The following is a 16,390-nucleotide window of genomic DNA, read 5'->3' on the forward strand; positions in this document are numbered from 1 at the left end:
AATGTGAAATGAATTCTTATGCGATATTAATTCCATCTTATAATTCTAATAGGGATGTTATTTTACGTACATTTCAGGGGTTGCCACTAGATGCTCATATATTTGTAGTTGATGATGGCAGTAAAATTCCTTTCAGTAATGTTATTGGTACTGAACTTTCGCAATACAGTAATCTTCAGGTAATTAAACTTGAGAAAAATGCAGGAATCGAGAATGCACTAAATTCGGGATTGGGAAATATCATCGATAATTATACCTATGTTGCGCGCCTGGATATTGGTGATAGTTGCATGTCAGAACGGTTCGCCGCGCAGGTAAATTTTCTGGAACGAAATCCAGACTACGACCTTGTCGGCTGTTGGGCAAACTTTGTCGATATGGATGGTAATAGTTTGTTTGTAAGTAAAACGCCGGTTGAAGATAATGAAATTCGCAATCGTATGTTTATAAATAATATGTTCATCCATCCATCAGTGATGATGCGTTGCGCTGCTCTCAAAAAAGTTGGATTGTATAGTACTTACTACGAAGCATGTGAAGACTATGATTTGTTTTTTCGACTTATGTCAAATGGCAAAGGCCACAATATGCCGTATGCATGGTTAAACTACGAAGTAAATGATAATAGTATTTCTTCTGCTAAAAGAAATAAGCAAATAAAGAATAGAATTAAAATAATAAAACAAAACTTTTCTTTCTTTCAATATGGTTTATACCCTTACTATGGGTTAATTAGAGGTGTGGTTTTCTTATTTATCGGACGGAAGACAACAACTTTTGTAAGGAAGTTATTGGGGCGATAGATAAATCCTTAGTCAGTTTTAGATTCTCAATCTCTGCATATAATAAATTGAAACGATATACTCTGGGGTGAATGTTTTCGTTTTTTAGTGACGAAATAATTATTTTGAATACATCTTTTCAAAATTTCCCCAAGACTGAGTAGGATGCAAAGATGAAAAATAGTGACACTCCAAGAAGAATTTTCTTTAATCGATTTGTAAAATCATTTGCGGCACTCTCTGTCGGTTCACTGGTATTAGGCACTGGTCGGGTGCTTGCTGCTGAAGATAAAACGAGTATTAGTAATAAAACAACAGAGAATAATGCACGAATAGTTGGTAATGATAGAATAGAAGATCGGGGACTTTCCGATTTAAAACAACCTGATGGTTTGAAGTATATCGGCTCATGTAATCAGCTCGACTCGCTGGGTAAAATTGAGCCTGAACATCATGGTCAACGTGTGTTTTTTTCGGATTTGGCCAATGAAGCTTTGGCCGGGCATCTTGAACTTGCTCACGATGGTGTTCTTTATTATGACGCTAAGGACACTGAAACACCGGATGATGGCGTGTTGTGCTTTGTTACAGCAACAGGCAAGCGGTGGAAACGCATAGATGAAGGGATGATTAAACTGGAGTGGTGTGATCGGGGGGAAGAAGACAAGTCGATTGTACTACAAAGGGCAATCGATTTGGTGTCTAAGAAGGCCCTGGCGAGTGGCAAAACCTATGAATTACCCATTATCAGAGTGCGCGCCGGGCGCTATTTAATGATGAATAGTGTGCATTTGCCGCCTTATATCCAGATCCAGTCACAAGGAAGTGTCACTTTCGATTTTTCGAACGCCCATGAAAACGTAGATGGTTTTATTATTAACAGTGAAAGTTCACTCAAGATCGATGCCTTAAAAATGCCGGGTAATAATGCCCCTTGCCTCAATGGTGTCAATGGCGCAATTTCGATTCTGGGGGTAGGGCGGAAAAATTCGCAGGCTTCTGCTCTTATTATTGGGAATAATAAACGTTCTGATACACCATGCCGGGAAGTTAAATTTTCCAACTTAGTTGTCACCGGCTGGAATAAAGCTAACGAATATAGAACAATTGATGTTTATCTGACAAATTTTCGAGATTGCCGCCTGGAGAATAACGCATATAACTTATATGTTTCGGGTAAAACAGATAACAGTGGCGAAAAAATGTCATACGAGAACTGCGTATTAGGTGGTTCAGGCAACGAAAATATATATATCGACGCGGATGCTTTTGACTTCAACTTTATAAATTGTAGTTTTGATTTTTCCCGGCATGATATACTTACTTTTGATAAAAATTCAGGTTATCAATGCGTTCGTTTCATTGGTTGTCACTTTGAGCAATGGGATGGATATGTTGTTAACTGCAAGAATGCGCTAAATAATATTAGTGTTATAATGTCAAATGTTATTTTTTTACCACGTTCGAATATAAAAGATATTATCAATAGTCCATCCCGTTCGCTATTTAAATTGAATTCTGGTGTGAGTATGCATTTATCAGGATTTGAAATTCGTCATGAATTTCCTGCCGTTGATAATAATATTTATATGTGTGCTGATGATAAAGGCGCATTCGATAGCATTGGTTATGTAAAAGACCCATTCCCGCAGTTACCTCGAAAAGATAGCAATGTCTCTTATCATGATTTATCAGATAATAAAGATATTGATGCGCACTTTGATATAATAAATGGGCATGGCAAAGCAGAGCGGAATTTCAATAGTGAAAATGTGGGTGGTACAAAACAGGAAGTTATGAGTTTAGCAATATCTACTGGTGCACCTTTAACATTAAGACGCAAGCAGTTTAAAGTTGAGCCTGGAAGTAATCTTGCTGTATGGTGCAGTTTATTGTTAGAACGTTCTAATAATAATTTCCCAAAGGTTATTATCAAATTAACTAAATATGATAGTGACAAGAACATTATTGGAACGCAAGAAAGTAGCGTATTTGATTATGCTATCTATAAAAATAGAAAGCTTGAAGAGAATAGTTTCAAAAACAGTAAAGCCGTGTTACCAACAAAACTAAGTAGTTTTAAGCTGGATAATAATACCTACTATGTTAGTTTTGATGTTTCGATAACAGGTGCATCTGGAGATGTTAAAATCGCTGGAGTGGGGTTCTCAAAAATTTAAAGGTAATCGATTGGCAGCTTGAAATTATAGTGTTGACGTCAGATAACTACTTAAACTTATTTGAGTTAGTATTGAATAGTTAACCTCTGGGCCATGGTTGATTTAACTGTAACTGCAGGGAAATAATAATGAAAGTATTGCATTGTGCTGAAACTATTAAGGGTGGTGTTGCTACTGTTTTGAAGCAAATTGCTCTGGCACAAATTTCTTCATCTGATTTTTCTCACGTTATCTGTATGATACCAGATACTCAAAGTAGTGAGCTAAATGAGGTTCCTGCCACTAATCTTTGTTTATATAGACGTAGTGGTCGAAATATTAGTTCTTTTTGGCAATTTGCTAAGCGTTTCATTTCTATCCTGCTTAAAGAAAAACCTGATGTTGTGCATATACATAGTACTTTTGCCGGGTTTATGGCTAGATTAATTTTGATGGTTTTTTACCCCATCCGACAACCTGCAGTAATTTATTGTCCTCATGCATTCGCCTTCCTCATGGAGGGGAGTGGGATCAAGAAAAATTTATATGTATATATTGAGAAATTTTTATCATTGATAACCGATAAGATCATCTGCGTTAGTCAATTTGAGTATGAGGCTGCTAAAAAATTAGGTATCAGCCCGAGTAAGATGGCAGTGGTGCATAATGGCGTACCTGTGCGTGAAGGTATAGATAAACACTATTCTCATGATACGCTTAATTTGCTATTCGTTGGCAGACTGGATTTCCAGAAAGGATATGATCTATTAGTGACTGCTATGCGTGAAATATCAGATGAATCGATTCATTTAACTATTGTTGGTGATAGTGTAAATGGTGAAACTGAAAAGGTCCCTTTAAAAAACATAACGTATACAGGCTGGGTTAAATCTACTGAAATTGAGCGTTATTTTGTGAATGCTGATGCTTTAGTCATTCCCAGCCGTTGGGAGGGTTTTGCGATGGTACCATTAGAGGCCATGAGCTATGGGCTGCCGGTTATCTCAAGCGATTCGACTTCATTTCCTGAAGTTGTTAAGGATCAGGTTACAGGATATTTGTTTAAAAATGGAGATGCCGAAGAATTAAAAGAAAAAATATTGGCACTAAAGGAAAGTGACCTTAATAAATTAGGAAGTGAAGGCAATAAGGTATTTCGCGAACACTTCTCTTCTCAGGCCATGATTGATAAAACATTTTCACTTTATCAGATAGTACTTTCCTAATATCAAAGAGTGCCAATTATTACCTCTTATATTATTTCAAAGCTTATAACCTGGTGAAATGTTATGAACTTCAAGGCAAGACGTCGCACACTTGCGAACGCATCAATTATTTCAATGTTGCAAAGGTTTACCGATATTTCAACGATCTTCTTCGGATTATATATCGTCTGCTTAGTGGTGGGAGAGCATTTTTCTTCCAAGCATTTGTTTATGGCGATGACTGCCTTAGTCTGTTTTCAGATGGTTGGTGGAATGACCGATTTTTATCGTTCATGGCGTGGGGTAAGTCTTCTGACAGAGCTCCAGTTGGTCCTGCAAAACTGGACGCTTGCAGTTATTGTTACCGCTGGCATTGTTTCATTCTTTAATGTTTTTGATGTTAATTTTCGTGTTTATGGCTATTGGTTCTTGCTGGTTTCCGTGGGGCTCGTTGTTGCGAGAGCTATATTACGTAAACTTATTGGAGCCTTAAGATATCGTGGTTATAATACCCGTAGTGTGGCGATCGTTGGTAGCCTTACTGCTGGCCATGAGTTGGCGGTTAATTTAACCAATGCACCTTGGCTGGGAATGCGTCTGACGGCAATATATGGAGGTAGTGAAAACGATCGGCTTGATAACGTCAATTACATCGACGATATTTGGCAAGTAGTCAATGATGCTAAATCTGGACTAATTGATCGTATTTATATTGCTTTACCGATGACGTCAGAAGCAAAAATTAAAGAACTCATTGATGAGCTCTGCGATACAACATGCTCAGTTATGTTAATTCCTGATATTTTCACCTTTAGCATCTTGCAGTCACGTTCTGAAGATATTAATGGTTTGCCGGTTCTTTCAATTACAGATACACCATTTTACGGTGTAAATATGATTCTAAAACGCATCGAAGATATCATTGTCTCAAGCCTGATTTTGCTGCTAATTTCCCCAGCTCTTTTTTCTATTGCTCTTGCAGTTAAAATCACCTCTCGAGGACCGGTAATTTTCCGACAAACCCGTTATGGGATTGATGGCAAACCAATTATGGTCTGGAAGTTCCGTTCAATGAATGTTATGGAAAACGGTGATAAAGTTGTACAAGCCAGTAAGGGGGACAAGCGTTTGACTCCTATCGGAGGATTCTTACGAAAAACATCCCTTGATGAATTACCACAATTCTTTAATGTACTGTTTGGTGATATGTCAATTGTCGGACCGAGACCTCACGCTGTAGCTCATAATGAGCAATATCGTAGTATGATCAAAGGATATATGTTACGTCATAAAGTTAAACCAGGTATTACCGGTTGGGCTCAGATTAATGGTTGGCGAGGTGAAACTGATACACTGGAAAAGATGGAAAAGCGTATAGAGTTTGATCTTGAATACATCCGCCAGTGGAGTATCTATTTCGATTTGCATATAATCTTTTTGACTATATTTAAAGGTTTCATCAGCAAAACAGCCTACTAATAAGGCTACAAAAAGCACACCGCTCGCCTTCGTCTGCGGATTATCCTCCATCATTTAAATAAACATAAAATATTGCTATGAGCTTGAGAGATAAAACCATCAAGGGAGCTAAGTGGTCAGCAATATCCACAGTTGCTACTATTGCTATAGGCTTTCTACAAATAACGTTGCTGGCTCGTATCCTCGAGCCACATGAGTTTGGTCTGCTGACCATTGCAATGGTGATCATCTTGATCGCCGATACACTTTCAGATTTTGGTATTTCAAACTCTATTATACAGCGTAAAAACTTGACTGTTGTGGAGCTGTCATCGCTATACTGGGTTAACACACTGATTGGTTTCACTGTTTTTGTGCTGACATTTAGCTGCAGTGACGCGATTGCCGCATTCCTTAAGCAAGCTGATTTAGCTATCCTGATCAAGACATTATCTTTTGCTTTCCTTGTCATACCTCATGGTCAGCAGTATCGGGCTTTGTTACAAAAAGAGCTCGATTTCTCAAGAATAGGGATTATCGAAACTACGGCTCTGTTACTCGGATTTGCTGTAACCATAATCTCGGCTTATTTTCATCCATTGGCTATAGTCGCGATGTGGGGGTATCTCGCAATGTCAGTTGCAAGAACGCTCATGTTGGCGTGGGTCGGACGTAAAGAATATAAACCTGTTTTTATATTTCAGTTGGGGTCTATTAAGTCCAATCTTCGATTTGGTGCCTGGCTTACCGCAGATAACCTGATCAACCAATTGAACGGTAATATTGCCACTGTAATACTATCACGGACATTGGGTGCAGTTATTGCAGGTGGTTATAATCTTGCGTTTAATGTTGCAGTTATGCCACCCACTAAACTTAACCCTATTATTACCCGAGTGCTTTTCCCCGCATTTTCCAAGATCCAAGATGACCGTGAAAAGTTAAGAATTAACTTCTATAAGCTATTGTCACTGGTCGGGTTGATAAATTTCCCGGTGCTGTTAGGATTATTAGTAGTTGCCGATAATTTTGTGTTGTTCATGTTTGGTCAAAAATGGGCATTTGTGACTCCAATTTTGCAGGTTTTATGCCTGGTAGGCTTGTTGCGTTCTATTGGCAATCCGATTGGATCTTTATTGATGGCAAAGGCTCGTGTTGATATCAGTTTTAAATTTAATATTTTCAAACTTTTTTTGTTCGTTCCAGCTATCTGGATGGGGGCATACTATTTTGGTGGTATAGGAGCTTCAGTCGGTTTTCTGGTAGTTCAAATAGTTAATACTTATCTTAGCTACTTTATCTTGATCAAACCCGTCTTGGGGAATAGTTATGGTGCCTACATTAATAGCATCTGGCTGCCATTTAAACTAACTCTTCCAATGTTATTGATTACTGGAGTAGTTGGATGGTTCATCAGGGGAGAGCTGCCTGTAGCACTAAGTTTGTCTATTGAAGTTTTTTTGGGAATATTCGTCTTTGTGACCACCCTCTGGCTCAGTAAAAATTCATTTGTCAGTGAACTGAAAGTACAGTTTGTGAAAAGTCCAAAGCTTCGTCGTATTTTAAGAGTGGGAAATTGATATGCACCATATGGCAAAATTAAAACAAATGCTTTCAGTAATTGTTGATGAGGTTCCGCAAAACAGTAAAGTTGTTTATCTGGATATTCCGTTACATCTGAATGTAGGCGATTTGTTAATTTATAAAGGTACAGAACAGTTCTTTATTGAGCAGAAATACCAAGTGTTAGCGCGCAGAACTGATAAGTGTAGTCTAAAATATGTTGATGAAACTAGTAAGTTGCCGTCAGATGTCGTAATTATGATGCATGGTGGAGGTAACTTCGGGGACCTTTATGGACACCATCAACGCTTGCGAGAGGCTGTGGTACAAAAGTTCCCCGATAATAAAGTGGTATTTTTACCACAAACCGTTCATTTCAAGAGCTCAATTGAGCTTGAAAAATCTGCTGCGATTATAAAACAGCATAAAAATTTGACAATTTTTTGTCGTGATACGCGTAGCCAGGAGATATTGCTGCAGCATTTCTGTGATCACGTCGTGCTTTGCCCAGATATGGCTCATGCGCTTTGGAATGTATTTCCTCAGCAAAAGCCAACGGATATCAAAAGCGAAAAATTGTGGATGCTGCGGAAAGATATCGAGGAAACCAATGTCACAGGCTTTCCAAATGTACCTACACGCGACAAGTTTGAAGACTGGGAAGATATTTGTACCGATCGTGATAGAACAGTACTGAATCTGATTGAGAATGCAGAACGCTTTAACCGACATATTTCCAGCAAACTTATACCGGCACCAAGTATCTGGGGCAGGTATACAGACCGACTGGTTGATCGCATTAACAACTATTTTATGTCACACGATACAGTTATTACCTCGCGCATGCATGGCCATATTCTTTGCTGTCTATTGGGTGTCAAAACACAATTGCTTGATAATTCCTATGGGAAAAACTCCGGTTATTACATGTCATGGACAAAAGATGTTCCCAATTGCGAGTTAATTAGACTATGAGTGAAATTTCGTCGAAACCAACATTATCAGTAGTGATTCCAGTGTATAACGTTGAAAAATACGTTAAGGCTGCTGTCGATTCAGTGCTAGAGCAAACGGTAGCACCTGATGAAATCATTATCGTCGATGATGGAGCGACTGATAATTCAGGGGCATTGATTGAGCAACTTTATGCACAATATGAACATGTCACTATTGTTCATACTCCAAATGCTGGGCTTGGTGAGGCGCGTAACGTTGGCACTCGTTTGGCGAAGAGTGACTTTATCTATTATTTTGATTCTGATGATTTGCTGAAAAATAATCTTGTTGAAGTCTTTCAAGATGCGGTGGGGAAAAACCCAGATTTGGATATTTTCGTATTTTCTGCAGAATCTTTTTATGATAAGGATGTTTTGAAATCCGGGAAAAAAATGCTGCAAATGCCTGAGTATAATCGTGGCATGGAACATACCTACACTGATGGAGAAACTGCATTCTGTGGTATGTCGCAGAATGCGGTTTTTTTCCCTAATGCCTGGCTCTATATTTACCGTCGTGATCTGCAAAAGCATAATAACCTTTTTTTCAAGCCTATTATTCATGAAGATGAAGAGTTTACGCCGAGACTTTTTTTTAATGCAAAAAAAGTTGTAGTTACAGCGCAGAGTTTCTTCGAACGGCGTTTGAGAAGTGGTTCTATCATGCAAACACGGCGGGGGGAAGGAAATGCAATTGGCTATCTACAGAGTATAAAGGCATTACAGGAATTATACCAAAAAACTGACAATGCAGAAAGTAAAAGACATTTGCTACAACGTATCAAGAATAATATGTTCATTATAATTCATATTCGTTCTGAGGTGAATTTTTCTCAATCCACAGAAGATGAGTATAAAAAATTAATGATGCAGTATCAAACGCCATTAATGAGAGTAGCCAGCATAAATTTCTTTTCATATCGTGTTTTGCGCGGAGTGCTTCGTCAGTTGAAATTGGTTGAAATTTAATAGTGAGATTGCCTTTTAATTGCTAGCTAATTTTATTTTTAGTATATAAATATTGTTAATGAAATTTTTATTGGTTATGCATAGAGGTGATTTGAATTTAGTACGCTTTTATACCCACTATTGGAGTTATATTTTCCCTGGAATTATGAGATGTTCATGTAAAATTTTCAGATTATGATTATACTTAACAATCATGCACCTGGTGCATAATGTGTGACTGACTTCACATCATAGATATGGAAAAAATATGACCCAGCTTAAAGCAGTTATCCCGGTTGCGGGCCTCGGTATGCATATGCTCCCTGCTACAAAAGCCATTCCTAAAGAGATGTTGCCTATCGTTGATAAGCCGATGATTCAGTACATCATTGACGAGTGTGTTGCGGCAGGTATTAAGGAAATTGTGTTGGTCACCCACGCGTCCAAGAACGCGGTTGAAAACCATTTTGATACCTCATACGAGCTTGAAGCGCTGCTGGAAGCGCGCGTTAAGCGTCAGTTACTGAGTGAAGTACAATCAATTTGTCCGCCGGGCGTGACCATTATGAACGTCCGCCAGGCGCAGCCGTTAGGTCTCGGCCACTCGGTGCTGTGTGCCCGCCCAATGATTGGCGATAATCCTTTTGTGGTTGTCCTCCCGGATGTGGTGTTAGATGATTCCACTGCTGACCCGTTGCGCTATAATCTCGCCGCAATGGTTGCGCGTTTCGAAGAAACAGGGCGCAGCCAGGTATTAGCACAACATATGCCGGATGCCGATCTTTCTGAGTACTCCGTGATTGTTACCGAACATCGACTGGATAACGAAGGGCAAGTTGAGACCATTACAGAATATGTTGAGAAACCAGAAACGCCACAGGCGTTGAATTCTCATCTGGCTGCTGTTGGTCGCTATGTGCTGTCAGGTGATATCTGGAAAGAACTGGAGACCTTAGAGCCCGGCGCATGGGGCCGCTTTCAGTTGACCGATGCTATCGCCAATCTCAGCAAGAAAAAGCCGGTTGATGCATGTCTGTTGACCGGACGTAGCTTTGACTGTGGCCGTAAGCTGGGTTATATGCAGGCGTTCGTTTCTTTTGGCCTGCGTAACAACACCCAGGGACGTGAGTTCCGCGAACAGATTCAGAAGCTTCTGGCAAAATAATTTAACTACATGCTGCAAGCAGGCTGCGGCTGAAAGGAGTTCAGATGGCAATTTTGGTAACTGGGGGGGCTGGCTATATCGGTTCCCATACGGTACTGGCGCTGTTGCAACGCGGCGACGATGTCGTGGTACTGGATAATCTGAGTAATGCTTCGAGTGAATCTCTGAACCGGGTAGAAAAACTGGCGGGTAAAAAAGCCGTGTTCTGCGAAGGAGATATTCTTGACCGGGCGTGTTTACGCGATATTTTCTCTCAACACAGTATTAGCGCGGTCATTCACTTCGCCGGCCTGAAGGCAGTAGGGGAGTCAACGCGGAAACCGCTGGAGTATTACGAGAATAATGTCTCCGGTACCGTGGTGCTGCTGGAAGAGATGCGTAACGCCGGGGTGTTTCAGTTTATCTTCAGTTCGTCTGCCACAGTGTACGGCGCCAACTCGCCAGTTCCTTATGTCGAAACGACGCCAATCGGTGGTACCACCAGTCCTTACGGTACCTCCAAGCTGATGGTAGAGCAGATTCTGCAAGACTATGCCAAAGCTGACAGTAACTTTAAGACTATCGCGCTGCGCTACTTTAATCCGGTAGGGGCGCATGAGTCCGGTGAGATTGGCGAAGACCCGAATGGCATTCCAAACAACCTGCTGCCTTATATTGCGCAAGTCGCCATTGGCCGTCTGGAGAAGCTGGGGATTTTTGGTGACGACTATGACACTAAAGATGGTACCGGCGTACGTGACTATATCCATGTGGTCGACCTCGCCGAAGGGCATCTGAAGGCGCTGGATCATCTGGTGGCGATTAACGGCTACAAAGCCTATAACCTCGGCGCCGGTAAGGGTTACTCGGTGCTGGAGATGGTGAAAGCGTTCGAGAAAGCGTCTGGTCGTAAAGTTCCCTACCAGATTTCACCACGCCGTGATGGTGACCTGGCCGCATTTTGGGCCGATGCCGCACTGGCAGATAAAGAACTGGACTGGCGTGTTACGCGTGGCATTGATGCAATGATGCGCGATACCTGGAACTGGCAGTCGAAGAACCCGCAGGGCTATAAATAATTCTGCATTTGAAAAGCTCTCCTTTGCATGTTGAAGGAGAGTTTTTTTTTGCTTTTTTTGCGGAGCAAACGCTAGCGACATGCCCTGACTGCTGCCGGAAAAGAGCCGGATATCGACTGTGAAATAGACAGTTAGGCCGGGAATCAGCGATTCTGCTTGGGGTTGCGGCAAAACTTCCCTAATCTGGGCTTGTTTATGGCGCAGGTAAGTACCAAAATTACAGTTTACCGCAGCACAAGGATGGCGATAGACCGCATTCTGTCGGTTGACGCTTCAGGATAAATCTTGAGTTACAGCCCGGCTAAACCGCGTATGCTGCTGCTAATTTCACATCGCTGACGTCACTGCAGCAAACTGGTTGCTGGGAGCCAGGGGCGGTAGCGTGGTTTTGTTTTAGTACCTTAACCTCGATAATTACCTTAGCAGCAGCTGAGAGCTCAGTGTTATCTGTTTTCCCCACCAGAGAAAATTTAACATTTCATCAAAATTAACAGATAGTTATACCGCGGCCAAAAGAATATAAATTTTGGCGACGGTAATTCTATACAGCAATGTGGAGAGGATTGAACTTGGAACTACTACCGACCAGCATTTCCGGGCTGAAATTGATTAAGCCAAAAGTGTTCGGTGATGAACGCGGATACTTTTTTGAAAGTTTTCATAAAGAAAAATATGCCGCGCTGGGGATAGATCTGGAGTTTGTTCAGGATAACCGTTCATCTTCGACGAAGGGGGTGTTACGGGGATTACATTTCCAGAAAAATTACCCGCAAGGTAAGCTGATGATGGTGACTTCCGGGGAAGTTTTGGATGTGGCGGTTGACCTGCGAAAAAATTCTGAGACATTCGGACAGTTTGAAACTGTTGTATTAAGCGGCGAGAATAAACTGCAGTTCTATATCCCGCCAGGATTTGCTCATGGATTTATGGTACTGAGTGATACTGCTGAGTTTCAATACAAATGCACTGATTTTTATCATCCTGAAGATGAGGGCGGTATTATCTGGAATGATGCGGAGCTAAACATCCCCTGGCCAGATGATGCAGTCACTTTATCAGAGAAAGATAAAAAACTGCCAGGATTTGCCGCGATAAAAGATCAGATAAATTTCAGGTGAGACTAAAATGGGAAATTATACACTATTTGGTGGAAACGGATTTATCGGCAGCGAAATTTATAAAAAATTAACTGCCAGCGGACATCAGGTTGATATCCGCGGACGCAGTGACGCCGTCCCTGATAACCAGGACTTAGGTAATGTGATTTATTGCGCAGGTAACGGAAACTGCGTTAATGCGCCTTTTGATGTGTTCCGGGCAAATACTGAACTGCTGGCTAAAATTCTGGAAAATAACCGCTTCGAACATTTGCTCTATATGTCTTCGACGCGTGTATATATGAATCAGGAGAACTCAGGTGAAAATGATGATCTCACGATTTGTAGTGATGATAAGCGACGTCTTTTCAATCTGACCAAACTGGTTGCTGAAGAACTGCTGCTGCGCAGTGGAAAAAACATTACCATTGTGCGGCCAGGCAATGTCTATGGCCTGGCGCTGAACAGTCCGCTTTTCCTGCCATCAATTATCCGTAATGCCATTAATAATAAAAAAGTAGATATGTATGTTCCTAAGCACTATGCCAAGGACTATGTGTCCGTCGACTGTGTTGCTGAGGTTTGTTGCTCAATTTCCGCCAGTCATCAGCAGTGGCATGGGCAGATAATTAATGTTGCCGCAGGTTATAATATCACCGCTGAGCAAATCGGTGAGGTACTGGTCACTGAGACCGGTTGCGATCTGGTCTGGCACGATTGTGATGGCTTTAATGAGTATTTCCCGGAAACAGATATTGCATTGGCAGCCGAAAAAATTGACGGGTTTCGTTCCAGTGATATGCTGAAAGATCTTCGGACAATGATACAAGATTATAAAAATAACATTGAGTGATACCTGACTATGTCAAAGCTTAAATCAGTATGTGTTGTCCTGGTTACATTTAATCGGAAAGAGTTGTTAACTCGCTGTCTGCAAAATCTTCTGCAGCAGAGCTATGCCGTTGCAAAAATTAAAATTATTGATAATAACTCCACCGACGGCACGAAAGCATTTCTGATCGAAAACGGACTGCTAAATGACAGCGCCACCGTAGCAAACAGAACGTTAAATACTCCCGATAACCATGCTGCTACCGGTATCGAAGTTGAGCATATTTACCTGGAGACAAACACCGGTGGGGCAGGTGGATTTAACTTCGGTATTAATGAAGCATTTAATGAAGGCTTTGATTTAATCTGGACGATGGATGATGACGGATATCCGGATGTTGAATGCCTCGCTGGACTGGTAGCCAGAAGTGAAGAATATGATTTTATTAGCCCACTGGTTATTGATGAGCAGAATCATGACCAGCTAAGTTTTGGCATCGGAAAGTATTTCACTGTTGCGCAATTGCTGCAGAGCTATCAGCAGGATGATGTGGTGGAAAATGTGGCAAACCCATTTAATGGCGTTTTATTTACCCACTCACTGATAGCGCAGATTGGCAAACCTAAAAAAGATATGTTTATCTGGGGCGATGAAAATGAATTTCAATCGCGCGCCAGACTGCATAAGGCCAGAATCTGTACAGTTATTTGTGCCAGACATTATCATCCCAAAAACAGAGTTCCTTTTGTGCTGGTATTGGGACGTTTTAAGGTTAACCTGCCCGATGGCAAGTTACGCAGATATTGCTACTTCAGAAACTATACCTATATTCTGAAGAAGTATTATAGTCGGAATGCATTATTGAAATGGTATGTGAAGTATTATTTTTTATTCCTGACAAAATTCGATTTTGCCGGGCTTAAATTATTCCATATCGCTTCCCGGCATGGCTATAAAGAAGATTTCTCTCATCATGAGGAATACAAAAGTTGATTGCCATATGCTCCCTGCTGATCATGCTGATAATTTCATTTGCAGTGTACCGTTATTATGCGGATATCACTCATCCGGCAGTGTTGTTTAGCTTTGTCTGGCTGGCAGTGATGTTTTTTAACGTCACCTTAGCGGGCTATATTCAAACCAGCGACAGTGCGATGTGTTTTGTTCTCAGCATGATTCTGCTGTTTTTAGCTGCATCGGTGATGACCAAAAACATCAGGATAAAAGTTAAGTATCGACCGATATCATATCGAATTGTTAAAGCATTATTTATTATCACTTTTGTTATCCAGACATTAGCTGTTTTGATAATGCTAAGAGAGTACCTGGCCTCAGGAAAATCGCTGGTCGAGTTTATCGCTAACTTACGCGCTGTGCAGATGTATCCGGATGATAATAGTTATCCGGGGTTGTTATCAAACTTTATCATTATGCGAGTAATCAAGAATAATTATTTGTTTAATTATATCTTGCTGGTGACATTCGCGCTGTTGTCCGATAAAAAGAAAATGATCGCTTCAAATCTGCTAGTCAGGCTGATTTTCGCCACTCTGATGGGGAGTCGCTGGCAGGGGGTTGTCGATATCCTTAGTTTGTCATTTATTTTTATCGACCGCAGCAAAGATTCATTTAAATTTATATTCAAATACGGATTTCTGTTTATTGTTTTCTTTATGCTGGCGGGGATGATAAGAAGCGAATCAGGCTTTTCCTTTCAGTACTTTTTAATGTATATCTTTGGCGGGTTACCGGCATTTAGTGTGTTCTATAATAACCCTGATTTTATTTATCTGCCGAAAACTTTTGTCTATATTGAACAGATGTTAGGGATGGCATCGGATGGGGCATTCAATATTGTCGCTGATAGCATCTTCCTTACGCCCGAGATAAAGACGAATACCTACACGATTTTTGGCGTTTTGTATAAGTACTTCGGCACTTTCGGTTCAGCATGCTACTTTATTGCATTCGGCGCAATGATGTCATTCCTGTATAAGTACCGGTTCAGGAATATACTGTTATCAGTGCTGTACTACATCAGTATCCCTTCGGTCTTTCTTTCGGTCTTTACTGAAGCGACACTAAGCCTGGCGCCAATTTATGTCAGAACAATTTTTGTTATCCTGATTATTCAACTTGTATTTAAGGTTAAACATGCCCCCTCTGCTGTCAGTAATAATTCCGGTTTATAACGTAGCAGACTATCTTGAGGAGTGTCTGACTTCGGTTGTGAATCAATCATTAAATGATATGGAAATTATTATTGTAAATGATGGTTCCACGGATAACAGTCAAACGATTATTGATATTTTCAGTAAAAATGATGCCCGGGTAATCGCGCTTCAGCAAGCGAATGCTGGCCTGAGCGCCGCGCGGAACTATGGCCTGAGAGTTGCTTCAGGAAAGTATGTCGCTTTTCTCGATTCAGATGACTGGGTGGAGTTATCTGCCTATGAAACCATGGTGAATCATGCTATCGCAAAGGATGATGATATTGTCTCTTGCGGTTTTTATCTGGAATACCCGCAGACTCAGCGTGCGGTGATCCCGCCACGCCTGGAGAGCCAGTCGCCACAAGCGTCATATCCGCTGTACCGTCATATAAAAGTCGGCGCCTGGGACAAAGTCTACAAGCGAGAATTATTCACCCGTAATGGTATTTGCTATCCTGAAGGTCTTTGGTTTGAAGATACTCCCACCACCCTGCCGCTGATTTTTTCAGCCAAACGTGTCTCGCTGCTTGATGCTGCCTTGATACATTATCGTCAGCGAGAGGGGTCGATTACTAAGCAGGCTGAGCTCAATCCGAAGATATTTGATCTCTTTACCGGTATGGATATTGTAAAGCGTTATATCCCGGAGAGTAATACCAGGATATTTAATGATGTTTATCAGTACCTATATATCAAAAAATGTGTAATAGATACTTATATTCGGCTGGCCAGATTTAATCAGCAACAGACTTACTCATCTTTTATCAGACAGGAATACAGAAAACGTTTTTCGTTTTTTAGCGGTAATAAATTGTTAACTTTAAAGGAAACGTTGACAGCGATTCTGATTCTCTATGCTCCTGATGTTGTTAAAAAAGTAACGCTGGATAAGTTATTAAGAAAATAACTTTGAAT

The 16,390-nt window shown here is 40.8% G+C and carries 14 protein-coding genes; all 14 read left to right on the top strand.

The window, feature by feature from the left end; genetic code table 11:
* Nucleotides 1-8: 8 nt before the first annotated feature.
* The 14 genes from JWF83_RS19265 (at nucleotide 9) to JWF83_RS19330 (ending at nucleotide 16,382) form a co-directional block, all read left to right on the top strand.
* Nucleotides 9-803, top strand: coding sequence for a glycosyltransferase (locus tag JWF83_RS19265; RefSeq protein ID WP_413652021.1), 795 nt, complete (start codon nucleotides 9-11; stop codon nucleotides 801-803).
* 152 nt (nucleotides 804-955) lie between these two features.
* Nucleotides 956-2,962 carry a hypothetical protein gene (locus JWF83_RS19270; RefSeq protein WP_413652022.1) on the top strand — a complete coding sequence of 669 codons (2,007 nt, stop codon included), beginning with the start codon at nucleotides 956-958 and terminating at the stop codon, nucleotides 2,960-2,962.
* A gap of 128 nt (nucleotides 2,963-3,090) precedes the next feature.
* Nucleotides 3,091-4,167: a glycosyltransferase gene (locus JWF83_RS19275; RefSeq protein ID WP_413652023.1), complete on the top strand. Its 1,077-nt coding sequence runs from the start codon at nucleotides 3,091-3,093 to the stop codon at nucleotides 4,165-4,167.
* Nucleotides 4,168-4,230: 63 nt separating this feature from the next.
* Nucleotides 4,231-5,625: an undecaprenyl-phosphate glucose phosphotransferase gene (gene wcaJ, locus JWF83_RS19280; RefSeq protein ID WP_413652024.1), complete on the top strand. Its 1,395-nt coding sequence runs from the start codon at nucleotides 4,231-4,233 to the stop codon at nucleotides 5,623-5,625.
* A 77-nt stretch (nucleotides 5,626-5,702) separates the two neighbouring features.
* On the top strand, nucleotides 5,703-7,184 hold the full coding sequence (locus JWF83_RS19285; protein ID WP_413652025.1) for an MOP flippase family protein: 1,482 nt from the start codon (nucleotides 5,703-5,705) through the stop codon (nucleotides 7,182-7,184).
* Between the two features lie 10 nt (nucleotides 7,185-7,194).
* A complete protein-coding gene (locus JWF83_RS19290; RefSeq protein ID WP_413652026.1) occupies nucleotides 7,195-8,142 on the top strand; it encodes a polysaccharide pyruvyl transferase family protein in 948 nt (315 codons plus the stop codon).
* Nucleotides 8,139-9,131 carry a glycosyltransferase gene (locus tag JWF83_RS19295; RefSeq protein ID WP_413652027.1) on the top strand — a complete coding sequence of 331 codons (993 nt, stop codon included), beginning with the start codon at nucleotides 8,139-8,141 and terminating at the stop codon, nucleotides 9,129-9,131. Before JWF83_RS19290 ends, JWF83_RS19295 begins: the two co-directional genes overlap by 4 nt.
* 247 nt (nucleotides 9,132-9,378) lie before the next feature.
* Nucleotides 9,379-10,275 (top strand): UTP--glucose-1-phosphate uridylyltransferase GalF, encoded by an 897-nt coding sequence (galF, locus tag JWF83_RS19300; RefSeq protein ID WP_413652028.1) that lies wholly within the window; start codon nucleotides 9,379-9,381, stop codon nucleotides 10,273-10,275.
* A gap of 44 nt (nucleotides 10,276-10,319) precedes the next feature.
* Nucleotides 10,320-11,333, top strand: a complete 1,014-nt coding sequence (gene galE, locus JWF83_RS19305) for a UDP-glucose 4-epimerase GalE (RefSeq protein WP_413652029.1) — start codon at nucleotides 10,320-10,322, stop codon at nucleotides 11,331-11,333.
* Nucleotides 11,334-11,902: 569 nt separating this feature from the next.
* On the top strand, nucleotides 11,903-12,451 hold the full coding sequence (gene rfbC / locus JWF83_RS19310; RefSeq protein ID WP_413652030.1) for a dTDP-4-dehydrorhamnose 3,5-epimerase: 549 nt from the start codon (nucleotides 11,903-11,905) through the stop codon (nucleotides 12,449-12,451).
* 7 nt (nucleotides 12,452-12,458) lie between these two features.
* The gene (locus JWF83_RS19315) at nucleotides 12,459-13,283 is read left to right on the top strand and encodes an NAD-dependent epimerase/dehydratase family protein (protein ID WP_413652031.1); all 825 of its coding nucleotides are present in this window, start codon (nucleotides 12,459-12,461) and stop codon (nucleotides 13,281-13,283) included.
* Between the two features lie 9 nt (nucleotides 13,284-13,292).
* Entirely contained in the window at nucleotides 13,293-14,255 is a 963-nt protein-coding gene (locus JWF83_RS19320; protein ID WP_413652032.1) for a glycosyltransferase, read from the top strand.
* A complete protein-coding gene (locus tag JWF83_RS19325) occupies nucleotides 14,252-15,454 on the top strand; it encodes an O-antigen polymerase (protein WP_413652033.1) in 1,203 nt (400 codons plus the stop codon). Before JWF83_RS19320 ends, JWF83_RS19325 begins: the two co-directional genes overlap by 4 nt.
* Nucleotides 15,417-16,382, top strand: a complete 966-nt coding sequence (locus tag JWF83_RS19330) for a glycosyltransferase (RefSeq protein WP_413652034.1) — start codon at nucleotides 15,417-15,419, stop codon at nucleotides 16,380-16,382. The genes JWF83_RS19325 and JWF83_RS19330 overlap by 38 nt, the downstream gene beginning before the upstream one ends.
* The last annotated feature ends 8 nt before the right edge of the window (nucleotides 16,383-16,390 follow it).

The sequence above is a fragment of the Pantoea sp. B65 genome (assembly GCF_047308185.1).
Taxonomy (GTDB): domain Bacteria; phylum Pseudomonadota; class Gammaproteobacteria; order Enterobacterales; family Enterobacteriaceae; genus Erwinia.